5 protein-coding genes are annotated in these 25,100 nt (G+C 73.6%); 1 reads left to right on the top strand and 4 read right to left on the bottom strand.

The window, feature by feature from the left end; translation table 11 throughout:
- Window positions 1-362: 362 nt before the first annotated feature.
- Window positions 363-5,348, bottom strand: a complete 4,986-nt coding sequence (locus WME96_RS04795) for a hypothetical protein (protein ID WP_437288996.1) — start codon at window positions 5,346-5,348, stop codon at window positions 363-365.
- A gap of 317 nt (window positions 5,349-5,665) precedes the next feature.
- On the opposite strand from WME96_RS04795, the gene WME96_RS04790 reads away from it, so the two are divergent.
- Window positions 5,666-7,333 (top strand): TIR domain-containing protein, encoded by a 1,668-nt coding sequence (locus WME96_RS04790; RefSeq protein ID WP_437288995.1) that lies wholly within the window; start codon window positions 5,666-5,668, stop codon window positions 7,331-7,333.
- 98 nt (window positions 7,334-7,431) lie between these two features.
- On the opposite strand, the gene WME96_RS04785 is transcribed toward WME96_RS04790, so the two are convergent.
- Genes WME96_RS04785 through WME96_RS04775 form a run of 3 tightly spaced genes read right to left on the bottom strand, consistent with a single transcriptional unit; the run spans window position 7,432 to window position 24,713 of the window.
- Window positions 7,432-15,396 (bottom strand): beta-ketoacyl synthase N-terminal-like domain-containing protein, encoded by a 7,965-nt coding sequence (locus tag WME96_RS04785; RefSeq protein WP_437288994.1) that lies wholly within the window; start codon window positions 15,394-15,396, stop codon window positions 7,432-7,434.
- An 11-nt stretch (window positions 15,397-15,407) separates the two neighbouring features.
- Window positions 15,408-23,036 (bottom strand): SDR family NAD(P)-dependent oxidoreductase, encoded by a 7,629-nt coding sequence (locus WME96_RS04780; protein ID WP_437288993.1) that lies wholly within the window; start codon window positions 23,034-23,036, stop codon window positions 15,408-15,410.
- Window positions 23,037-23,063: 27 nt separating this feature from the next.
- Window positions 23,064-24,713 carry a PfaD family polyunsaturated fatty acid/polyketide biosynthesis protein gene (locus WME96_RS04775; RefSeq protein ID WP_437288992.1) on the bottom strand — a complete coding sequence of 550 codons (1,650 nt, stop codon included), beginning with the start codon at window positions 24,711-24,713 and terminating at the stop codon, window positions 23,064-23,066.
- Window positions 24,714-25,100: the final 387 nt, after the last annotated feature.

Here is a 25,100-nt window from a genome sequence, read left to right as displayed (position 1 = left end):
GGCGTGCGCCTCGGCCGACGGCGGGTCGTGCGTCGTCATCGCCGGCAGGGAGCGGATCGGCGCGACGCGCCGGTCGAGGCGCCCCTACACCCGGCATGGCCAGGGTCGGCGGCGCCCCGTGCTGGGGGCCACCGCGGTCGCGGGCGTTCGAGGCGGCTGCCGGGGAGACGGCGAGGGCGTCGTCCGCGCTCGACGGAGGCGCCGCCCAGGGCCGAAGGTCGCGATACCGCGGAGCGCCGCGACCGAGCCGCGCGGTGAATGCAACGAAGTCACCGTTGGTCGCGTGCTTGGCCGGCGCGGGCATCCGATCCGCAGGGAAGCGGCTGCGCGCGCCGCGGCGTTCGCCTGAGTGGCCTACCGGCTCAGGGCCACCAGCGAGCGACGTCCAGCAGAGATCGCGCGACCTTGACCATCGTGTCAGCGCCGCCGAGAGCGGCCAGCGCGGGATAGAGCATCTTCAGCCACGGCAACGCTCGATCGCGTGCCCCTCCACCGACCTCCAGGAGCAGATCGTGAATGATCCGATAGAGCACCGGCGGGGACAGGCGCTCGAGGGGCAGGCAGCTCAGCAGCGGCAGCCGCCTCCAGTGGAGCGGGGAATCAAGAGCGAACGCGACCGCGCGCTCGACCTGCGATGCCGAGAGCCGGGGAGCGAGGGCTTTGAGCAGCCTCTCCGCCGTGAGGGAATCGTCCGAGGAAAAGAATCGCAAGGAGCCCCCGAGCTCGCCGGCGAGCCGCAGCGCCTCGTCCAGCTCCGTGGACGGGAGCACAGGCGCGAGCGTCGTGTAAACCTCGGCGTAACAGTCGCGCCACCCTGACGCACGTGCCGCGAGGAGCGCCTCCATCATCACGGAGTCTCGGGCCGGCTCCGCCAGCCATGGAACAAGCGCGGTGAGCGCCTGGGCGCGCCCGGCAGCGCTGTCGATGCGACGCGCCGCGGCGAGAGCGTCTGCCAACGCGCGATCGCGCGCCGTCCCTTGCAGGCACGGCAGGAGGCGCACCAGCGCGCCGACCACGCGGCCCGGCGCAGCGACATGGCTCACGCAATCCAGCGCGGTCGCGAGCACCGCCTCGCGAACATATGGAGCGACCAGCCGCGTCAACTCCAACTGCTTGTTCTGGTCGCCGACGTGCTCGAGAGCGGCCATGGCTTGCTCGAGCGCGGGCATGCGTTCCTTTTCAGGTAGCTGCGCCGCGAGCTTGCTCAGCACCTCTGCGCAGGCCGCGTGATCGTCGACATCCAAGGCGATATACAGCATCCTCTGCAGGATCTCTGCGCGGAGCCGCTGTTCGGGGAGGTGCGGAGTGAGCTCGACCAACGCCAAGACACTCATCAGCTCCTCATCGCTGGAGGTGCTCCCACTGTTGAGCCGCCGCAGAGCGAGCTTGAAAACCCTCCAAACCGAGGCTCGCCCGACGGGCAGGATCTTGTCGGCAGAGATGCTCAAGTAGTCCGCCGCGGCAGCGAGCGCGTCGCCCAGGGTGGCGTTCCTCCCCGACGCCAGGGGCCCTGAGAGGAGCGCCGTCAGAGCGCGCACGCGCTCTGACGGCTCACGTACCTGCGCGACGATACTGTAGACGTGCGGCACAACCGTGAGCGGCAGCCATGGGCCGATCGCCTCGATGAGGTCGATGGGCTCGATGTCGTCCGTATGTAGAGCGACCTCAATGAAATCGATCAACGCGCTGTCGCGCAGGTCCGGGTCGAGCTGAGGTGCAAGGCTGACCAAGATGTGCGCGCGACGCTGAACATCCTGCGACTCCTCGAGCGCGTCGAGAACCACCGCGAGCTGCTCGCGCTGCAAATAAGGAGCGATCGCGATGATGACGTCGTACTCGTAAGGAAGCTCGCCTGCCTCGAGATCGCTCGTGTCCAGATCCATCTCGGGCACGAGGGAGCCATCGTAGCGAAGCACCCGGATGGCTTCCTCACGGCTCCTCCCCTGTAGAGATGGCAAGATCTCGGCAAGGACCAGCTTCAGCCCCATCCAGGTGGTGCGACGCAGCGACATGATGATTCTGAAGAGATCGTCGCGCGGGCGCTCGTCTTCCCTGGAGGCATCGAGGTGTGGCACGACCCGCAACGCCGCCATCAGAATGCTCCCTTGGTCCTCGATCGCCTGGGATGCGCTCAACGCCGCGTTGAGTTCGGCATCGCGTTGCACCGGGTCCAGGCGGGCCGCCAGCGCGGTCACAGCGCGAGCCTCGAGTGCCTTGTCGCCGAGTGTCTTGGCGAGGCATAGCATGTCCGGCAGCTCGGATTGAGGCAGCACCGGGGCGAGGCTCACGATGAGCCGCGAGGCCTTATCTGCGTCGTCGGTGAGGATTGATTCGATCTGCAGGACGACATCCTCCCAGACTCGATGAAGTTCTTCGGGTTCGAGCTGCTCGGCGAGCCTCGCAAGCACGCGGAGCCCGACAAGCTGCTCCACGCTGAGCATACCCACAAGCTCGCGAAGCCGTCTGGTCGTAACCGACGGATGCCTCGCTACCGCGGCGGCGCGGGCCGACAAGTCCGCGATCGACTCCGCCGCGAGGAGCGACGTTGATTCGGCCGCGACGCGCTCCGTTTCGGACAGCAGCGTGGTGAGCGACGACAGCAGCTCTGCGCGGACGCCGCGGTGCATCACCTGCTTCGCTGCCTTGAACGCCTCCTCGACGACGGCGCGGCGCCCCGGATCCGACAGGCGCCGCGATATCGCGTCCAGGGCGCGGGCGCGCGCCTCGGGGAGCTTCGCCTTGCGGCTAGCGGCGAGGAGCGGGCCCAGCGCAGCCTCGGGCACGTTCGGGACCATCGAGGCAAGGATCCTTCCGTGCATGTCCGTGCAGGCGTCGGTATCGAGCTTCGCGAGCACCTCGTCGACGAGATCGCGCTTCATCGCGTCCGGAACACGTGGGATCAGCGACGCGAGCGCCTGCGCGCAGGGCAGCGGGTCCCCCATGTCCCGGGCTGCGCGGAGGGCGGAAGGCACCTGTTTTTCGGGGATGCGCGGCGCGAGGGCCTGGATGACGCGCGCCCGCGACCACGGACTGTCAAGCCGCAGGGCCGCCTCGAGCACCAGCGGGATCAGCACGTCCGGAATGTCCGGAGCGAGCGCGATGAGGGACTGAGCATACGCCTCGGAGCCGAGCGCAGGCATCGAGAGGAGATCCTCCACGGCGACGCGGCGCAGGCGATGCGGCAGGTGCGGCGCGACGAGCGCGATGGCCGCGGCGCGCCGCTCGGCGTCGTGGATCTGCCGCACGAAGGTGAGCCCCTGCACCGGGGTCCACAGGCCGAAGCGAACCAGCGCGGTGACGAGCACGGGATCGATGTTGTGGGCGAGGCTGTTGACGCTCGCACGGCAGAGCGCGTAGTGCACCTCGACGTGCAGCAGCGGCGGCGTTCGCCCCTCGTCGACGTAGGCTTGGTTGACGCGCGAAGCTGCGGCGAATGCCCGCGCGACGTCGCTCAAGAACCCCGCATAGCTCCCCTCCACGACCTCCCAGGCCTTCTTCCACGGCTCGGTGGCCAGCGGGAGGAACGCCTCCGGGCCGCTGCGGGCGCGCTCGAGGTGCTCGCCGTACCGCTGCACGACGTAGGCGGACGCAGCGGAGGGCTTCAGCGTCCCGGCCGTGAGCGCGGCGAGCGTGCGCTCTCCGTAGGAGAGGAACCTTCGCTCGAGTGCCTCGCGCTCAGGCGCGTGGAGCTGGTCATGGAAATAGACGGCGATCTTGGGGTGACTGAACACGTATCCGACGTGCCGCCCGTCCCCGAGGACAAGGCGAGAGAGCGAGCGTAGGGCGTCGTCGAGATCCCATGAGGAGACGTCGTCCTCCTCGAGGAGTTCCGCCACGTCATCTCGGCTGAGCGGGCCTAGCGCGCACGCGAGCACGTTGAGCAGCGCGCGCACCGCAGGCTGCAGCGTGGCCGACTTGCCGCCCCAGAGCGTGTTCTGGTCGCGCCACCACAGATCGATGTACCCCTTGAAGCCTGGCTCGATGGCGCGCAGATCGGCCGGCGTCAGGAGCCGCGCGCCCTCGCCGCGCTCCTGGAAGCGCCTCACGTAAAGCCAGACGAGCAGCGGGTCTCCCTCGGTCGCGCGGTACAACGCCGACACGAACTCCACGCTGTCCCCCAGCGCGTCCAGCGGCACGCCCATCCGGATGAGCACGTCGGAGATGCCCTGCAGCGTCAGCGGCTCGAGGGGGAAGAGCCGGGCGGCCCGGGGGCCCTGCCAGCCCAGCTCGCGCAGCCATGCAGTTTCGTCGACCTCCCCTGATCGGAGCCGCGCCGAGACAAGGATGCGCAGCCCGTCCGGCGGCACGCGGGGGAACAGGTTGGCCACCTGGAAACCCGCCGCCTCGTCCAGCCCGTCGAGGATCACCACCACGCGACGGCCGCGCGACGGGCCCCGCTCGAGGTACCGGGTGACGACGCCGCGCAACTCGTCGATCGGCACGTTCGATGTGCCGGGGATCTGCTCGCCGTGCAGCGCGGCGAGCTGAGCCGCGAGGGTAGCGAGCGCGACGTTGGCGAGGTTGGTCTCGAACCGGACGCTCACCGGGATGAACGCCACTGCGATGTCGCGCCGGGCCACCAGCCGAGCGCTCCAGCGGGCAAGCAGCGCGGACTTCCCTTGCCCGGCCGGCGCCGCCATCAACGCGAAGGGCTCGCGGCCCTCCGCGAGCCACGCGTCGAGCGAGCGCAGCGCATCGTCGCGTCCTCCGAAGGGGACCGGCTCGCCGGGACGCCCGAGGTACTCTTCCAGGAAATGCTGCACGCGCCAGGCGTAGTCCGTCGCGAGCGACCGCATCCCCGCAGTCATGCGACGCACGACCTCGTCGGAGCGCAGGGAAGCGGGCAGCTCATCGTGCCGGCGTTCCGGGCGCGATCCGCCCCCGCGGGCCTCCATCAGCGGCAGGATCAGATCGAGGAGCGCCCTCACGACGGCTGTCCAGGCCTCATCCGCGGTACCCCACGCGGCGCTCGTGATCGGGCGGCAGTTCGGCGGGAGAGGCTCCAGCCCGGCGCCGTGAAGGGCGGTCATCTCCCAGGAGCACTCCCGCGCGAGGATCGGAAAGACCGGGGTCCCTTCGGCTTGCCGCCGGGCCAACGCCAGGTCGACCAGTTGCTCAGACGCATCGTTCGCGAGGAAGTCCGACGTGAGGAGCAGGATGATCAGCTCGGCCTCCTGCAGGCGAGCGATCACCTTCTCCTGAACGTCGTCACCGGCCGTCGTCAGGGCCTGGTGCCACCAGTCAAGGAGCCCCTTCTTTTTCAGCGGGACGAGGTGACGCTCGAGCTCGTGAAGAAGCCGGTCGTCTGCCCGATGATGAGCGATGAACGCGTCAATGGGCCGGGGCATCGCAGCGCTCCGAGCCCGTGCAACGATTCATCGAAGCCCGCCATGGTGCGGAGTTGTCCTCGTCCACGCCCCCTGCGACGTTCCACGTGGTAGCCGTTCGCGATGGGCCACGCTCCCGAGGGTAGCACACCGCATCACCTCACGGCTCGGCTTCCGAGAACGCCTTCAAGGTCGCCGCCGCTCAGCGACTCCCCGCGCCGGCCCCCCACGCCCCGCTCCCGGGTGCGCGACGCGCCCCCGCCGCCAGGTCCCTGAGGCGGCCATGGCGCCGCGCCTCGGATGGTTCGCGCGGCGCAAAGGGTGTATCCTCCAGAGCAATGGCGACGCAGCTCTTCAGCTGGATCCACCTCTCGGACATCCACTTCGGTCACGGCAACGCGGGTGATCGATGGGACCAGCGGCGCGTCCTCCACCTCGTCCGCACGGACATCGCCGCCATGGTCGAGCGCGGAACGGTCAAGCCCGACGCCATCCTGGTCACAGGGGACGTCGCGTTCAGCGGCAACGCGCGCAAGCCGTCCCCGGACCAGGAACCGCACGAGTACGCGGATGCCGCCGTGTGGCTCAAGGATATCGCCGGCGATGTGGGCATCGCGCCACAGGACATCTTCATCGTGCCCGGAAACCACGACGTGAACCGGAAGGTCGACGACGACGACGACGTCGCCCGCCTGATTCGCGATCTCCGCGAGGGCATCGCCCTGCTCGATAACGAGCTCGCGAAGCCAAAGATGCGCGCTCGCCTCGCGAGCCGCATGAGCGCGTACCTGGAGTTCGCGGCGCAGTTCGCCCCCGCGTGCCGCTTGCCGCCGGCGGCGCCCGAGGAGCGACTCTTCTGGACGTACCGCATGGAGCAGAACGGCCTGCGCCTGCGCCTCGTCGGGCTGAACAGCGCGCTGCTCGCCGCCGATGAGAGGACCTTCGGAGAAGATCGGGGGCGCCTCCGCGTCGGCGTGGAGCAGGTCACACGCGCCGTGATCGATCCGCCGGTCGCGCGCGACGAGCTGGTCATCGCGCTGAGCCATCATCCGCTCCGCGCCGGCTGGGTCGCCGATGAGCGGGATGTGGACACCTGGATCCGCGGCCAGATGCATATCCACCTGTCGGGCCACGTACACCAGGCGGAGACCGAGATGTCGCGCGCCGGCTCAGGGGGCGAGTTCGTGCGCGTGACGGCGGGGGCCGCGCACGGCGAGCGGGAGCCTGACGTGCCGGCGGCCCACGGCTACAGCTTTGCCTCCGTGATGCGGGACGACGCGGGGAAGCTCTGGCTGCGTGTCTGGCCGCGGAAATGGAGCCCGACCAAGGCAGCCTTCCAGCCCGACGCCGACAATCTGAGCGGGCTGGACGAGGGACGTATCTACGAGGATCACGTCCTCCGACTCCGGCTCGCGCCGAACGGCGCTCCGAAACCCGCGCTGTCGGCTGCCCCGCCGGCGGCGCAGCCCGCTCGGCCGGATACCTCGCCGACCCCCGCGACGGCGAGCGTCACGGCCGAGCCCTCTCCGCCGCGCGCCCCGGCGACCGGTCCGCTCCAGGTCTTCATCTCGTATGCGCCGGAGGACGCGAAGCACCTCGCGGAGCTCGAAAAGCACCTCAAGATGCTCGGGCCGGGCCGGCGGGGCCTCATCGATAGCTGGAGCGCGAAGAGCGTCGGCGTCGGAGGCGAGGAGAAGCTCGAGCGCGACCGCCGCCTCAAGTCGGCGCACATCATCTTGCTGCTCGTGAGCCCCGATTTCCTGAGCTCGGATGAGTGCTACGACGTCGAGGTCCGGGCCGCGATGGCAGCCCATGAGCGCAAGGAGGCATGCATCGTTCCGGTGCTGCTCCGCGAGGTGAGCTACGAGGACACGCCGTTCGCAAAGCTGAGGCCCACGCCGGACAACCGGAGGCCCGTGGCCGAGTGGACGAGCATGGACGCTGCGTTCACGGAGATCGCGAAGGATATCCGCAGAGCCGTGGAGTCGCTGCGGAAGCCGACGTGAGCCGTGGCGAGAGCGGGCGTGGCCCCGGCGGCCGGCGCAGCGCCGGCCCCCATCGCGGTGGCGTTCGACGGAGACCAGGTGTGGGTGCGGCCGTGGGCTCACCCCGGAAGCCGCCTCCCGAGGAGCCGCGCCGCCAGCTTGCGCAGCCAGTCGGCGCGCCGGGCGTCGGGCGGCACGAGCCGCCCGGTGCGCGCGGCCTCCAGGATCGCGGCCGTCTCGGGCGTCGGGTCGGCGCAGGCCTCCAGCACCCGGAAGATCGTCGCGTCCTCGTGCGCGACGCCCGCCTCCGCCACCCAGGCGTCCACCGACGCAGCGAACGCAGGATCCCCGGGGAACGGCTGCTCGACCGCGTTGCTCGGTCCGAGCCCGTTGATGCCGCTGATCACGAGCTCCTTGCGGTCCTTGTAAGTCAGACCGGCGAGCTCCTCGGGGAGGAACGGGCGGCCGATCCAGATGTCCTGCACGCCCATGCCGAGCGGGAACTCGAGCCGCCGGTCGAGCGGCTCCGGCGGCAGCGCGCCGGTGAAGCGCACCGGCACCACCGGGACGCCCACCGCGAGCGCCATGTCGATGAACGCGCCGCTCATCTTGCGCACGGGCGTGCGGCACTCGAGCGACCGCGTGCCTTCGACGTGCACCATCACCCCCTTGCCAGCGCCCTGCATCTCGGCCCCGAGCTCCGCGATGATGCCCCCGAGCGACGCCTTGTCCTCACGGTCGAAGTACGTGATCACCTTCGGATCACGCGCGCCCGGGTACGTGAAGCAGTGCGCGAGCAGCGTGCCGAGCCACGTCGCCCGGTGCTCGGCCTTGGCGATCGTGACCGTGGAGACCTCGGTGAGGCCGGACACGGCGATGCCGAACAGCAGCGACTCCACGCCGACCTGGTGGTTGCCCAGATAAAGCAGGCTCCGGCCCTTCACCGCGCGGAACGCCGCGGGGTCGACGACGTGCACGCGGCGGATGAACCGCTCGATCAGGCCGAAATACAGGTCCTCCGCGGGCCAGCGGCCGAGGCCCATGGCCGCGCCCCAGTAGCGGCGGACCGGCTCCAGGTCGATCGCGGGCGCGCCGGCGGCGCGGACCACGACCTCGGATCCCTCGCGCGCCACCGTGAACGGCCAGCGCGTCAGCGGCTGCGCCGAGGAGACCCCGGAGAGCGACACGGTCGACGGGTGCACGCCCGCGCGCCGCGCGACGTGGTCCTTCACCGCCGCCGCCTCGACGAGATCGCCCGACGCGGCGTAGAGCTGCGCCACCGTGCCCGGCATCCAGTCCATCGTGCGCACGTCCGCAGGGCCGCAGCGCGCCTCGCCCGACGCCGCATCGACGCGCGAGACGCCGAGCTCGACCGGCGCGCGGTCGCGCAGGAACGCCCGGCGGATCCCGGGCGGCGCGCCGCCGATCGGGCCCTGCGGGAGCAGCACCTCGACCAGATGGAGCTCGAGCCACACGCGCTCTCCAGTCCCAGAGGCCGCGAGCGCCGCGGCCCCTGCCCCGCCGTCAGCAGCGGCTCCGGCGACGGGCGCGGCCGGCGCGATGGCCTGAACCCGGAACGAGACGAAGCGATCGTCGCGGCCCTCGTAGCGCACCTCGACGCGCACCGGCCCGTCGGGCGCCGGCCCGTACAGGCGCAGCGACGGGATGCGCGACGGGAACGCGATCTGGGCCGGCGGGCACCCGGGATCCCACAGGGAGAGCCGGTCGTGCGGGATCGTGTGCGTGAGCGCGTCGAGCATGCCCTGGTGCAGCGCCCCGGGCGGCACCGAGCCCTTGCGGGGATCGAGCGTCGCCGACGCGCCGCGCGCGCCGAGCCGCAGCGCGGTCAGGTACTGGAACGCGGGGCCGTGGAACAACGTGCCCGCGGCGTAGGGGTCGTCCGCCTCCGGCGCGTCGAGCGCAGGCTCCGGCGCAGGGGCGGGCGGGTACGCGCCGGCCACGCGCACGCGGCCGGTGCACACGGGCTCGAACCGCGAGAGCGCCGGGTTCGAGGCCTCGCGCCACGCGAGGAGCCGGACGTCGAGGACGTCGCCGGAGCCGCTGGCCTCGGCCTTGATGCGCACCGGCCCCGGCACGGGCAGCCAGCGCTGCACCACCACGTCCTCCACCGCCACGACCACGCTGCCCGGGCGCGCCCGCAAGGCGGCGCCGGCCAGCCGATCGACCATGCTCATTCCGGGGAGCGCCGGGAGCGCCCAGGTGGGGCGGTGATCGGCCACCCACCCGTCCGGATCCAGCACCTCCTCGGCGTCGTCGGCCGGCAGCGACGGCGCGCCTCGGCCCGCCGGATCCAGCGACGCAGCGGCTCGCCCCGCGGGATCCAGCGGCGCAGCGCCTCGGCCCGCGGGCTCCTGGAGCCGCGCGCTCCGGTGGACGGCGCCCGGGAGCGACGCGAGGTGGCGCGCGTCGCCGCGCACGTCGAAGCCGACGTCGCGCCGCGCGCGCGAGGAGGCGCCGTCGACGATCCGCACCCCGAGCGTCGCGCCGTAGATGCGAAGGCCGTCCACCCACAGGTACGACTCGGCGATGACGTACGGCCCGCGATCGTCGCGGCCGACCTCGAGGATGTCGGTCTCGACCGTCACCCGGCGGCTGCCCGGCAGCACCTGGCCGCGGTACCGCCAGGCGTGCTCGTGCCCGGTCATCACCGGCTCGAACCGCGGATCGCGGAGGCCCGCGTGGAGGTCATGGTGCAGCATCCAGAACTGGATCGTCTGCAGCATCGCCTCGATGCCGAGCGAGCCGGGTTGCACCGGATCGCCAAGGAAATGGGCCTTGAAGAACCACTCCGACGCGTGCACGTCCCGCTGCGCGCGGACGCGGCCGAGGCCCTTCCGGCCGCCGGCCGGCCACAGGCCGTCGACGCGGTCGATCATCAGCAGCGACGGCCGCGCGAGCCCGAGCTTGCCGCCGCAGTACCGCGCGGGGCGCGCGCGGAGGTCGACCTCGAAATCGGAGGGGGCCTCGAGCGCGGCGAGCTCCTCGGGCTTCGGCGGGAGCCCGACCTGCGTGGCGAGCGCGGCCTTCGGAAAGAAGCCGAACACGGTGTCGAGGTCGTACACCCGGGCGTCGCCGACGCTGCACTCGACCCGGAACGCCAGGATGATCATGCCGCTCGAGCGCGAGATGCTCGTGAGCTGCGACGTCGTGCGCAGCGCGCCGCCGGCCGGCGACGGGAGGACCTCGGCGCGGAGCGTGCCCTTGCCGTCGAGGTTGCGGAAGTACAGCGCGCTCTCGGACGAGAGCGCGCAGCCGACGTAGCTCGCGAGCCAGCCGCACGTCTGGAGCGCGGCCTCGAGCACCACCGCAAACGGCATCGTGAGGCTCGCGTTCTCGTCGAAGTACCAGGCGTCCTCCGGGACGTCGTACTCGACCTCGACCTTCGCGCCGGCCTTCATCGCCGCCATCGGGCTCGAGACCGAGAGGACCCGGCTCATGAAGTGGTACGGCGGCCCCGGGAGCCGGGCGACGTGCTGGCCCTCGTCGAACCGGCGGTACAGCGGGCCGAACGCGTCCGACGGCCGGCCCCAGGCGCACGAGAGCAGGCTCCTGTAGTCGAACGGGAAGCCGCCGGCGGCCGACGCGGATGACGCGGGGCCGCCCGGGGCCGCAGCGCCCAGCTCGGACCAGGGGACGCGCGCGACAGGCTTCGGCTCGACGTGGCCGTCGAGCAGCTCCGGGTGGCCCGTCAGCGGCCAGTCGGGGCTCAGGCGCAGGCCCACGCGACGGGCGTGGAACGCCTTGAGGCCGTCGACCGTGCAGAGGAAGTCGGCGTACACCGTCGGGCGCGGGCCGTCGTGCACCTCCTCGATGAAGACCTCGTACGTGAGCAGCCGGCTCGACGGGACCACCTGGCCGCGGCAGCGCAGCAGGTAGGGGATCTCGGGCACGGGCTCGAAGCGGAAGCCGTCCCCGTCCACCGTGAAGCCCATCGCCGCCATGTAAAACGCGAGCGCCTGCAGGCAGCCCTCGAACATGAGCGTGCCCGGCATGCACGGGTCGTCCTTGAAGTGGCCCTCGAAGAACCAGCCGTCCTTCGTGATGGGCAGCGTGGCCCTGAGATAGCCGCGCTTCCACGGGCCGCCCGCCGGGTCGAACGCGTCGACGCGGTCGAAGAACAGCATCGGCGGCGCGCTGATCCGCGGCGTCCTGACGTGGGTGCGCAGGCGCTCGAAGCCGGGGCCGAACGCCGCCGCGCCGTCGCCGGCCGCGAACGCGAGGATGTCGGCGCGATCGAACGCGGACTTCTGGCACCGGATCCGCGGGGGATCGAGGCGGGCGGCCGCCGCGGGCTCGGCGGTCTCGGCGTCCCAGAGGACGCCGCCGGAGTTCGCGAGCTCCTCGTCGGTGAAGAAGCCGGCCTGGCCCTTGCGCGTCTTCAGCCGCAGCTCGCCGCCGATGCGGCAGTCGTAGTGGAAGAAGAACAGCCGGACGTCGCCGTGCTTCGCGTGCCCGTCGACGTGGATGTCGTAGACGAGCGTGTCGCCCGGGCGCGGCAGGCCGCCGTAGAAGGTGAGCTCGCAGCCGAGCAGCCGGTAGACGCGCTCGCCCCGGTTCTCGAAGTCGGCGCCGAGCCAGCTGATGAGCAGCAGGTCGGCCTGGCCGCTCTCGATCATGATGCCGGCCGGCATCGCGCCGTCGTGCAGGTACCAGGAGTCCCACCGCACGTCGGTCTCGGTCCACATCGTGCCGAGCTTCATCGAGCCGGGCTCGGCGTCGATCCCGGTGACCCGATCCGCGAGCAGCAGCGGCGGCATGGGCATGCGCACCTGGCGGCGGTAGCCGTCCTGCTGGGCGAAGAGCGGGCCGAACACGTCGGAGATCCGGCCCGACGCGAGCTGCTCGAGCTGCTCGCGGCTGAACCGGGGGCCCCTCGGCGCGAGGGCGTCCGTGGCAGGGCGCGGCGCGGGCTGCAGCGCGGCGGCGGGGCGCGGCCGCGCCGCGGCGGGGTGCGGAGGCGCGGCGGCGGGGCCCGGCGCCGGCTGCGGCGCGACGGCGGGCCGAGGCGACTCGATGGGACGCGGCGGCGTCGTGGCGGGGCGCGGCGAATCGGCGCGGGCGAGGCCCGCGGAGTCCGCGAGGATCGGCGAAGGCTGCGGCGCCGCGATCGGCCGCGGCGACTCGACGGGGCGCGGGGCCTCGGCGCGGAGCGGCGCGACGTGCGAGACCTGCGCCGCGGGGGCCGCCTGCACCGTCGCGAGCGCGCCCGAGGACGCGTGGACGAGCGTGTCCAGCGCGCGCTGCCGCATCTGCAAGAACCGGCGGTGGACCTGCGCCTGCTGCTCCACCCAGTCCTGGTGGAGCCGCGCGAGCTGCACGGTGAACGCCGCCGCCCCGGCGACAACGTCGCCCGGAATGCCAGGCACAGGCGACACGACGACCGCCGGCGCCACCTGCAGCGGCTCGTACGCGACCTCCGCGACGGTCGACGCCGCGAGCGCCGGCGCCGCCCACAGCGGCTCGTGCGCGACGTCCGCGGCAGGCGATGCGATGGGCGCCGGCGCCGCCCGGAAGGGCTCGTCCGGGGACAGCGCCGGGAGATCCTCCGCGGCGGAGAACCCCGTGGGCCCGGGGTACAGCGGCGGCAGGTCGTCGAGGGCGGACGGCAGAGGCGGCGCAGGTTCCATGGAGTCTCCGGGAGATGAGCAGGAGGCCGCGCCGGGCACGACGATCGCCGGCGGGTGGGCGGGAAACGTGAGCTTCGGTCCCTCCGAAGGCCGCGGCGGCGGCAGGGGCGCAGCCGGACCGCCGGCCCCGATACGGACCGACAGCGAGCCGCCGCCGAGGCCAGCGCAGCGGACCTCGGCGACGCGGACGTCGTCGGACCACGGCGCCCCGTCGGGCTTGCGGGCATGGCGGCAGGCGAGCACCGCGGCCGCGACGTGCAGCAGGCCGGAGGCGGCGTGCGCGTGGCCGAACCGCGGCGCGAGGTCCGTGGCCGACAGCACGAGGCCAGGGTCGGCCGGCTCGTCGAGGACCACGGCGAGGACCGGGTGCTGCTGGCGGACGGCGTCGTCGAGGCGCTCCACCACGAGCACGACCGCCGCGTCGCCCGGCGGCAGGCGGACGCCGAGCGCCTCGAGCGCGGCCACGTGGGCGGGCTCGCACGAGAGGTCCACCGCGCCGACGATCGCGGCGTCCACGGCGCCGGCGCGCAGCGCGCTCCCCGCGATGCGCAGCGCCCACGGCCCGGAGAGCTCCTCGGCCGCGACCGTGAACGACGGCCCACCGACGTCGAGCTGGCTGTTCAGCCGGTTCGCCGGGATGTTCGGCATGTTGCCGACGACGCCCGCCGCCTGGAGCGCAGGTATCACCGCGTCCTGCAGCGCGCCGACGTCGACCGAGGGCCCGAGCCGCGCCGGCGCCGTCTCGGCGAGCCGCCAGCGCGCCATGTACCGGCACACCTCGGTGTCGGCGCCCATGCCGATGAGCACCGCGGTGCGGTCGCGCGGCAGCGCGAGGCCGGAGGTCGCCTCGATCGCCGCCTCGAGCAGCAGCGTCTGCTGCGCGAGCGCCTGCTGCAGATCGCGCGGCGGGAACCGGAGCTGATCCGCGGGCAACGCGACGGACGCGCGGCGGGGATCCGCGCCGCCGCCCGAGAGGAGCGCCTCCGCGAACGCCGGGACGCCGCTGAGCTCACCGACGCAGAGGCCCATCGCCACCACGGCGAGGTGCCCCGCAGGGGCGGGGCGCGCGGACGCGGCGCGCGAGGCCTCGGGGCGCGGCGCGGCGCGGGCGGCGCGGGCCGGCGGCGAGGCGGGCTCGTACGCCTCGACGAGGAGGTGGGCGTTGTTGCCGCCGAAGCCGAACGCCGACAGGCCCGCGAGGCGCCGCCCCTCCCAGGGCTCGGCCCGCTGCAGCACCCGGAACGGGCTCGCTGCGACAGCGTCGCTCAGCGGATCCGCGTGCAGCGTCGGCGGGCGGACCCCCGCCGCCATGGCGCCGAGCAGCTTGAGGAGCCCGGCCGCGCCCGCCGTCGTGACGAGGTGGCCGAGGTTCGACTTGAGCGAGCCGAGCGGGACCTCGCGGCGGCCGAACACCTCGGTGAGCGTCGCGATCTCGGTCGCGTCGCCGAGGGGGGTGCCCGTCGCGTGGCACTCGAGCAGCGAGACCTCGCGGGGATCGAGGTCGGCCATGGCGTACGCGGCCCGCATCGCGCGGAGCTGGCCCTCGACCGCCGGCGCGAGCAGGCCGCGGCCGCGGCCGTCGTTCGACAGGCCGACGCCGCGGATCACGCCGAGGATGGGCTTGCCCGCGGCCTCGGCGTCCGAGAGGCGCTCGAGGACGACGAACGCCGCGCCCTCCGCCGGGACGAGGCCGTCGGCCTCGGACGAGAACGGGCGGCTGCGGCCGGTGCGGCTCATGGCCGACAGCGCGCAGAACCCGATGTGGATGAAGAGATCGTCCGACCGGCACACCGCGCCGGCGAGCATCCGGTCGGCCTCGCCGTGCTGGAGGCGCTCGCAGGCGTGCGCGATCGCGTACAGCGACGACGCGCACGCCGCGTCGAGCGCGAACGCCCCGGCCCCGAGGCCGAGCACGTCGGCGAGCAGGTGGGCGGGCAGCCCCGACATGAACCGGTTGCGCGGATCGGGCCGCGGGACGCCGGCGAGCTCGCCGAGCCACGTCGACTCGGCCCACGCGGACATCGCCGACGAGGGGAACGAGAGGTTGCCGAGCACCGCGCCCGCGCGGTCGGACCGGCCCTCGTGGCCGGCCTCGCGCAGCGCCTCGCGGCCCGCGTAGAGCACCCACTGGAAGAGCGGGTCGAGCGCGAGCAGGGCCTCGGGCGGGCCGCCGCGCCGCGGGAACGGGTCGCGGGCGAGCACGCGGCGGAAGTGCTCGTCGAAGCCGGCGACGTAACCGCCGCGGTCGCTCCACGCGCGGTCCTTCGCGTCGCGCGGGTCGCTGACGACCGCGCGCTCGCGCGAGAGCCGCCAGCGGCCGTCGGGGGCGGCGGACAGGAGGTCCCTGCCCGCGAGCACGTTGTCCCAGAGGGCCGCGGGGTGGAGCGCGCCCGGCAGGACGCACCCGCGGCCGACGATGGCGATGGGCTCGAACACGGGGTCCTCGATCACGCCTGGCCGCGCGCCGCGTCGGGGCGGAGGACGTACTGCACGTCGCGCAGCTCGGCGACGAGCGTGCCCTCGGGGTCGACGAACGCGATGTCCGCCTTCGTGCGGTCGCGGGCCACGATCTGCCCGCGCACCACCGCGCGCAGCGGGCCCTCGGACGGGCCCTCGGCGAAGGTGTGCAGCGCGCCCACGGACATCGGGAGCGCCGCGCCGCCGAGCACGTGCTGCGTCCACAGCGTCGCGAGCTGCAGCCCGCCGTCGAGCGCCGCCGGATCGGTCTTCCACGGCTGGGTCACCCAGCCGGCCTCGCGCAGCCCCACGACCGTCCCCGCGATCCCCTCGCGGCTCACGCCGTCGAGCCGCCGGATCACCTGGAAATCGCGGCCGTGGAAGAGCGTGTGGCCGTCGTACAGGTCGTCGCCGCCGCTCCACGGGCCGAGCGACGGCGCGGCGGGGCCCTTCGGGGCCACGCGATCGGCGAGCGGCCGCATCTCGATGGTCGCCGCGTAGTGCAGCGCCCCCTGCGGCCCGCGCAGCTCGGCCGCGAGCACCGCGCCGTGGCCGTTGCTCACCTCGCGGCAGTCGACGCGGAACACCTCGCCGCCCGACTCGTACGCCGCGAGCTTGATCCCGCGCAGGACCCGCACGTCGCGGAACTGGGTCACGACGAGATCCGGCCGGCACGCGCGCGCCGCGCGGGCGAACCACTCGAGCGCGATCACCACCGGCACGACGGGGACGCCGTTGATGGCGTGATCGCCGAGGTAGGGGTGCGTCGCGCGGTCGGCGCGGACGGCGAGCGCGACGCGCCGGCCGTGGTCGGGGGCCGCGAGGGTCTTCGGCGCCGCGCCGAGCACGACCTCGACCGCGGCGGGCGAGCCTGCGCCCGGGCCGTCGCAGAGCTCGTCGATCAGCATCCGCGCGCCCGCCGCGAGCGGGATGAGCGGCACGCCGAGCTGCGCGAAGTGCGCCTCGAGCGCCGCGTTCACCATGCCGCCCTGCCAGGGGCCCCACCCGAGCGACTTCACCACGCAGCCGGGGCGGCGCGCGGCCTCGGCGGCGGCGACCTTGTTCAGGACCTCGTTCGCCATCGCGTAGTCGCACTGCCCCTTGTTGCCGCTGCGCGCGGCGATCGAGCTGAAGAGGACGATCGCCTTGAGCGGGTCGCCCTCGGTCGCGCCGAGCAGCGCCCGGAGGCCGTCGACCTTCGTGTTGAACACGCGGTCGAACTGCTCGACCGTCTTCTCGGCGACGAGCTTGTCGGCGAGCACGCCCGCGCCGTGGACGACCGCGGTGACGGGGCCGAAGGCGCGCCGCACGTCGCCGAGCGCCGCGGCCACCGCCCGCGCGTCGTTCACGTCGGCCGAGACGTAGAGGGCCTCGCCGCCGGCCGCGCGGATCGCGTCGAGCGTCGCGCGGACCTCGCGGTTCGCGAGGACCTTCGCGACCTGGCGGCCGATCTCCGCCGGGGTCGCCTTCTGGCCCGCGGCGGCCGCCGCCTTGACCAGCGCCGCCTTGAGCGCGGCCTCTCCGCCGACGCCGCGGCACGCGGCCGGGTCGTCCTCGAGCGCGGTGCGCCCGAGCAGCGCGAACCGGGCGCGGCTGGCCCTGGCGAGCGCGATCAGCGTCGCCGCAGTGACGCCGCGGGCGCCGCCGCTCGCCACGACCACGTCGGACGGCCCGAGCGGGAGCGGCCCGGGCTGAGCGTCCTCGCGGGCGCTGCGCAGCGCGGTGCGGCGGCCGCCTTCGCGCAGGCCGATCTCGAGCTCGACGCCGCCGGAGAGGAGCTCCGTGGCGATGGCCTCGGCGATCTCGCCGGCGGGGCGCCCGGCGCGCTCGACGTCGATGGCGCGGCAGGACGCGTCGGGCCACTCGAGCGCCGCGGTCTTCGCGAGGCCGGGCAGCCCGCCCGTCCAGGCGCGGTCCGAGCCCGAGAGGCCGAAGTCGCCGCCGGTGTCCTGGACCGTGACGAACAGGGCCGGGTTCGCCGCGATCGCCTGGGCCGCGAGGAACGCCTCGCGGTGGACGGCGAGCGCCTCGTCGACCGTGGCGAAGTCGCGCAGGCCGCCGAGGAACACGGCGCCGCGGGCGCCGCGGGGCACGGCATGGGCGTACTCGGCCGCGATCCCGCGCGCCCCGAGAGCGGCGACGAGCGCAGGGCCGATCGCGTCGTGGCCGGTGACCACCACGGTGCCCGCGTCGAAGAGGCCGGGCATCGCGAGGCCGGCGGCGGGCGCGGGGACCTCGGCGAGCGTCCACCGGCCGAGGTCCGCGGAGGCCGAGGCCGCGTCCTCGACGGGCGCGGCCGGGGCGGCGCCTGCGGCCGGGCCGGCGCCTGCGGCCGGGCTGAGCTTCGCGCGGAGGTGCTCGACGACCTGGCCGAGCGTGCGGAGCTGCGCCAGCGCAGCGGCGTCGACCTCCGACAGCCCGGGCGTGCGATCCCGGACCGCCGACAGGATCTCCACCCGCTTGATGCTGTCGATGCCGAGGTCGCTCTCCAGCTCCATCTGCAGCCCGAGCATCTCGGCCGGGTAGCCCGTCGTCTCGGCCACGACCGCCATCACCACCCGCTCGACGTCGGCCGCTGCGGGCGCAGGGGCGGAAGCGACGGCAGGCGTCGCGACGGGCGAGGTCACCGCGGCCGCTGCCGGCACGGCGGCCGGCGCCGCGACGGCGGCCGCTGCCGGCGCCGCGGGCAGCGACGCGCGCAGGTGGTCGACGACCTGGCCAAGGGTGCGGAGCTGCGCCAGCGCCGAGGCGTCCACCTCCGACAGCCCCGGCGTGCGATCGCGGACCGCCGACAGGATCTCCACCCGCTTGATGCTGTCGATGCCGAGGTCGCTCTCCAGCTCCATCTGCAGCCCGAGCATCTCGGCCGGGTAGCCCGTCGTCTCGGCCACGACCGCCATCACCACCCGCTCGACGTCGGCCGCTGCGGGTGTCGCGGCAGCAGCCGCGGCAGCCGCCGCGATGGGCGAGGCGACGGCGGCCGCTGCCGGCGCCGCGGGCAGCGAGGCGCGCAGGTGGTCGACGACCTGGCCGAGCGTGCGGAGCTGCGCCAGCGCCGAGGCGTCCACCTCCGACAGCCCGGGCGTGCGATCCCGGACCGCCGACAGGATCTCCACCCGCTTGATGCTGTCGATGCCGAGGTCGCTCTCCAGCTCCATCTGCAGCCCGAGCATCTCGGCCGGGTAGCCCGTCGTCTCGGCCACGACCGCCATCACCACCCGCTCGACGTCGGCCGCTGCCGGCGCCGCGGCGGAAGCAGCGGCAGGCGCCGCGACGGGCGAGGCGACGGCGGCCGCTGCCGGCGCCGCGGGCAGCGACGCGCGCAGGTGGTCGACGACCTGGCCGAGCGTGCGGAGCTGCGCCAGCGCCGAGGCGTCGACCTCCGACAGCCCGGGCGTGCGATCCCGGACCGCCGACAGGATCTCCACCCGCTTGATGCTGTCGATGCCGAGGTCGCTCTCCAGCTCCATCTGCAGCCCGAGCATCTCGGCCGGGTAGCCCGTCGTCTCGGCCACGACCGCCATCACCACCCGCTCGACGTCGGCCGCTGCCGGCGCCGCGGCGGAAGCGACAGCAGGCGCAGCGGCAACGGCGGGCGCGGCGGCAGGCGCAGCGGCGACGGCAGGCGCAGCGGCGACGGCAGGCCTCGCGCCCGCGGCCGACGCGGCGGCGGGCAGCGACGTGCGGAGGTGCTCGACGACCTGGCCGAGCGTGCGGAGCTGCGCCAGCGCCGAGGCGTCCACCTCCGACAGCCCGGGGGTGCGGTCCCGGACCGACGACAGGATCTCCACGCGCTTGATGCTGTCGATGCCGAGGTCGCTCTCGAGCTCCATCTGCAGCCCGAGCATGGAGACGGGGTACCCCGTCTTGTCCGCGACCACCTCGAGGACCAGCCGCTCGAGATCGACCCCCGGCGCGGCCACCGCCGCCTGTGCTGCCGCGGCGGGCGCCGCGGGCTTCGCGCTCGCCGCCGCGGCGGGCGCCGCAGCGACCCTCACCGGCGCCGCCACGGCGGGCGCCGGCGCTGCGGCTGCCGCCTTCGCTGCCACCGCGGGCGCCGGCGCTGCCACGGTCACCTTCGCTGCTGCCGCGGGCGCCGAGGTCACGACCGCGGCACGGTGCTCCCCGCCCGCGCCATGCAGGCCGTCCTGGCCCACGCTGCCCCTGCCGGTGCTCGTCAGCGCCCCTGCGTGCCCCAGGGACGCCTCCGAGATCGGCCCCGCATGCACCGGCGCAAGCAGCATGGGCGCAGGCCGCGCCGCAGGCGCCGCCGCGGCGGCCGTGTACGGAGCGCCGGTCGCGAGCGCGGCGAGCCCCGCGAAGGAGGCCTCGGCCGCCTGCAAGAAGGCGATGTGGCTCTCCGCCATCGCGCGCTGGTACATGCCGTGGGCTTCCGCCGTGGCGCGCTGCGCCTCCTGGTAAGCAGCCAGCCATGACGGGCTGACGGCCGCCGCGGGCGTGCTCACCACCACCGGGGACGCGCTCACTGCGGGCTGCGACGCGCTCACTGCCGGCCGCGACGTGCTCACCACCACCGGCGCCGCCGCGCTCACCGCCGGCGCCGCCGCGCTCACCGCCGGCGCCGCCGCGCTCACCGCCGGCCGCGCCGTGCTCACTGCCGGCTGCGGCGGGCTCGCCACCGGCGCCGCCGCGCTCACTGCCGGCCGCGCCGTGCTCCCTGCCGGCGCCGCCGCGCTCACCGCCGGCGCCGCCGCCCTCGCTGCCGGCTGCGCCGCGCTCGCCACCGGCGCCGGCTTCTGCGCCAGCTGCGCCGCGCTCGCCTTCGGCAGCTCCTTCGCGCCGCCCTGCGGCGGGTACGGCTTGCCGTAGTTGCTGCCGTTGATCGGCAGCGCCAGCTTCGGCTTCGGCAGCGTCCGCGGGTCGACCGGCGCCGCGAAGCCCTCCCAGAGGACGCGCGCGTCCACCGGGACCCCGGCCACGGCGAGCCGCGCCACCGCCTCGAACAGGCCCGTGACGCCGTGCTTGCCCTTGCGGTCGAGCGCCACCGCGCGGTGCGGCCGGCCGCTCAGGATGTCGCCGACCAGGTTCGTCAGCACCGACCCCGGGCCGACCTCCACGAACGTGCGCACGCCGGCCGCGTACATCCGCTCGATCTGCTCGACGAACCGCACCGGCGCGGCGAGCTGGCGCGCCAGCCGGTCGCGCGCCCCGTCGCCGCCGCCCGGGTACGGCTCGACCTCCGCGTTGCTGTACACCGGCGCGGCCGGCGCCCCCACCTCGATCCCCGCCAGGAACTCGCGGAACGGCGCGCTCGCCTCCGCCACGAGCGGCGAGTGGAACGCCGCGGCCACGTCGAGGCGACGCGCCTGGATCCCGAGCTCCCCGAGCCGCCGCTCCGCCGCCTCGATCGCCGCGACCGAGCCCGACAGCACCACCTGCTTCGGCCCGTTGTGGTTCGCGACCACCACGTCGCCGAGCCCGAGCGCCCGCACCTCGTCGATCGCCCGCGGCACCGCGATCATCGCGCCCCGCTCCGACGAGGCGGCGCCCATCAGCTCGCCCCGCCGTCGCGCCACGCGCAGGAGGTCCGCGGCCGACAGCGCGCCCGCCGCGTGCAGCGCGGTGATCTCGCCGAAGCTGTGGCCCGCGAACGCGTCGGCCCGCACCCCCAGCGCCGCGAGCAGCCCGAGGTGCGCGAGGCTCGTCGCGCCGATCGCGGGCTGCGCCCACCGCGTCTCGCGCAGCCGCGCGTCCTGCGCCCGGCGCTCCTCGTCCGAGAACACCGGCCGCGGGAACACCACCTCCTGCAGCGGCGCGTCCCCGATCGCCACCCCCGCCGCCGCGTCCCACGCCGCGCGCGCCGCGTCGAACGTCATCAGCACGTCGGCGCCCATCGCCACGTACTGGCTCCCCTGCCCCGGGAACAGGAACGCCACCTGCCCCGGCGCCTCGCCGCTCGCGTAGTGCACGAGCGGCGCCGCGAGCGCCTGCTCCGGCTTCGCCCCGACGTGCGCCGCGACCTGCTCGAGCTTCTTCGCGAGATCCGCCTCGTCCGTCGCGCACAGCCCGAGCCGCGCCGGCCTCGACGCGTCGAACGAGAGCACCGACTCCCGCGCCAGGAAGCGCAGCATCTCGGGCGTCTCCGCCGCCTTCGCCAGCGCGCGCGCGCGATCCGCGAGCGCCGCCGGCGTGTCCGCCGACAGGAGGACGAGCTCCGCCGGCGCGGACCGCACCCGCCACGCCCGCGGCGCGGGGCCCGTGTACTCCTCCAGCGCCACGTGGAAGTTCGAGCCGCCGAACCCGAACGAGCTCACCGACGCCCGCCGCGGGTGATCGGACGCGCGGATCCACGGCCGCGCCTCGGTGTTCAGATAGAAAGCAGTCTTTTCGATCTCGAGCTTCGGGTTCGGCTTGTCGACCTTGATGGTCGGCGGGAGCACCTTGTGGTGCAGCGCCATGATCGCCTTGAACAGCCCCGCCGCGCCGGCCGCCGCCTTGGTGTGGCCGATCTGCGACTTCACGCTGCCGAGCGCGCACCACTGCCTGTCGGCGCGCCCCGACTCGTCGAACATGACGCGCAGGCCCTCGAACTCGGCCGCGTCGCCGGCCTTCGTCCCGGTGCCGTGGGCCTCCATCAGCTCCACGGTCTCGGGGCCGTACCCGGCGGCGGCGTAGGTCCGGCGCAGCGCCTTCGCCTGCCCTTCCGGCACCGGCGCATACACGCTCTTGCTCCGGCCGTCCGAGGACGAGCCGATCCCGCGGATCACCGCGTACACCCGGTCCCCGTCGCGCTCGGCGTCGTCGAGGCGCTTGAGCGCCACCATGGCGATGCCCTCGCCGAGCAGCGTGCCGTCGGCCTTGTCGGAGAACGGGCGGCAGTCGCCCGACCGCGACAGGGCCGGCGTCTTGCTGAAGCACATGTACATGAACGCGTCGTTCATCGTGTCGCAGCCGCCCGCGATCACGAGATCGGACTGGCCGAGCGCGAGCTCGTTGATCGCCATCGACATCGCCGACAGCGACGACGCGCACGCCGCGTCCGTCACGCAGTTCGTCCCGCCGAGGTCGAGCCGGTTCGCGATGCGCCCGGCCACGACGTTGCCGAGCAGGCCCGGGAAGCTCGACTCCTGCCACGGCACGTACTTGCCCGCGATGGTGTCGCAGGCGCGCTTCACCTCGTCCTCCGGATACCCGAGCTCCCGGAGCGCCCTCGACCAGACCGGCCGCTGGATCCGGCTCACCATCGAGGCGAGGAGCTCCTGCGCCGACGTGACGCCGAGGATGACGCTCATCCGTTCGCGGTTCATCGACTCGAACTGCCCCTGCGCCGCGTCCTCGAGCACCCGCTTGGCCACGATCAGCGCGAGGAGCTGCGTCGTGTCCGTCGCCGGCACGATCGAGGGCGGCACGCCCCACTCCAGCGGATCGAACGGCACGTTCTTCAGGAAGGCGCCGCGCTTCGCGTACGTCTTGTCGGGGGCGGACGGGTCGGGATCGTAGTAGTCCTCGACCAGCCAGTGCGTCTCCGGGACGTCGGTGATGAGGTCGGTTCCAGCCAGGATGTCGCGCCAGAAGCCGTGAGCGTCGAGCGAGCCGGGGAAGATGGCGCTCACGCCGACGACTGCGATGGGCGGAGTACGGGAGGACGAAGAGCTCATGAAGGACCTCAGCAGATGATCAGGCGCTCAGGCGAGCGGGCGGGGAGTGAAGCTGAAGGCGGCGCTCGGCACGGGGACGCCGTACGTCCGTAGCTGCTGCGCGCGCGTGACGACGGCCGCGCCCTCGAGCAGGTTGCGCGCGACCTGGACGACAGAGCGGTTCTGCGGATCCTCGAGGAACGACCCCTTGACCCAGCGGTTGAACGCGCCCATGGCAGGGCCACACCAGATCTGGTAATCCGCGCGGCGCTTCGGGTCCCCGGCGATGGCCCACTTGCTGGACATGCCGAGATACCAGCGGAAGATCAGCGCCATCTTGTGCTTCGGCTCGCGCGCGGCGCGCTCGAGCTCGGCGGGGTCGCGCTCCGCGAAGAACCGCTCGCAGCCCGACCACACCTCGTCGCACGACATCTGGAACATCTCTCGCTCGACGCGCGCCCGCACGTCGGCGGGCAGCGACTCGATGGAGTCGTGGGCGACGTAGAGGTCGTAGAGCCGCTGCGCGCGGACGCCGAACATCGTGCCGCGCTTGAGCACCTGGACCTGCACGCCGAGCTCGAACATGTCGGCGGCGGGCGTCATGACCACGTCCGGGAGGTCGGCCTGGGCGAGCATCTTCTTGCCGTCGTCGGACAGGCCCGACTCGACGCACGCCTGGTTGACCGAGCCGGTGAGCACGTAGGCGGCCCCGAGCGCGAACGCGGCCGCCACGGTGGACGGCGTGGAGAGGCCGCCGGCGGCGCCGACGCGGATCGGGCGTTGATAGCCGTGCTTCGCCGCGAGATCGTCCCTGACGCCGAGGATCACGGGGAACAGCGCGACGAGGGGCTGGTTGTCGGTGTGGCCGCCGGAGTCGGCCTCCACGGTGATGTCCTCGGCGACCGGGAGGCTGCGCGCGAGCTCCGCCTCGTCGCGGGTGAGCCACCCGTTGCGAACGCAGGTATCGAGGATCTCGGCGGGCGCCGGGGCGAGGAAGCGGGCGGCGACCTCCGGGCGCGAGATCTTCGCGAACAGGTGGTTCTTCCGGTCGATCCGGCCGTCGGGCAGCCGCCTGACGCCGCTGTAGGCGAACCGCACGACCATCGGGTTCAGGCCCATGTAGGCGGCGGCCTCGGCGCGGCGGACACCCTTTCTCAGGTAGAGCTCCACGGTGTCGCTCTCCAGCCGGGGCTGGTTCGGAGCGTGGATGAGGTTACAGCCCCAGGTGGGGCCTTCCGTGCCGAGCGCGGCGATGATCTCGTCGACCGCCTGCTCGATCCGATGCAGCCCGAGGCCGGCGGCGCCGAAGAACCCCATCATCCCGGCCTTCGCCATGGCGATGGTGATCTGCGTGGTGTGGATACCGTTCGCCATCGCGCCGGCCACGTAGGGGAAGCGCAGGCCGTGGACCTCGAGGAAGGAGCGGTCTCCGAGCCACTCCGGGTACAGCGCGGGCAGCGTGCCGAGGAGCGGGAACGTGGGCACTCCATTCACCTGGTCCTCGCGGATGACCGCGCCGCCGCGGGACACGCCGACGCGCCCATCCGGCGTCTCGCGCACCACGTGCACCGGCTCGCGCACGAAGGACACGGCCTCCCGCAGGTCGGTCGACGTGAACGCGGGGAGCCAGGGCCCGCTGCGCCAGATCCCGATCGGCTGGAGTCCGGCGCCGCGGAGGGCCTGCGGGTTCTCTACCATGCTGAGATGCCTCCTAATGACAAGCTCGCGCTCTATAACATCCGTGGTGATCGCCGCGCGGTAATGGTTCGGTCATGGAGCCACGGGATGGCCGATCTCGTTCGACCCCGAGATCGCGCCATGAAAGCGCTTTCCCTCGACTTGCACGGGCGCGCGCCGTCGTGACGCGCTGCGCCTCCGTTTCGGTCATGTGACGCGCGCTGTGGGGTCGGCGCGAACGCTAGCGCTTCAATTTTTCACATCTGGTGAATCCGCGGACCGTGGCGCTGTTGGCGTCCTGGTGGCTCTACTCTTCAGCTCTCCCGACCTCGCCCCGTGCCGCGATGAAAAGGAATTGGAACGGCAGAGACACAGAGGGGGAAGAGGAGGAGGAGAGAGAGAGAGAGA

It is taken from the genome of Sorangium sp. So ce406 (assembly GCF_051474675.1).
GTDB classification, from domain to species: Bacteria; Myxococcota_A; Polyangia; order Polyangiales; family Polyangiaceae; genus Sorangium; species Sorangium cellulosum_G.
This window is presented reverse-complemented; position numbering and strand designations above follow the sequence as displayed.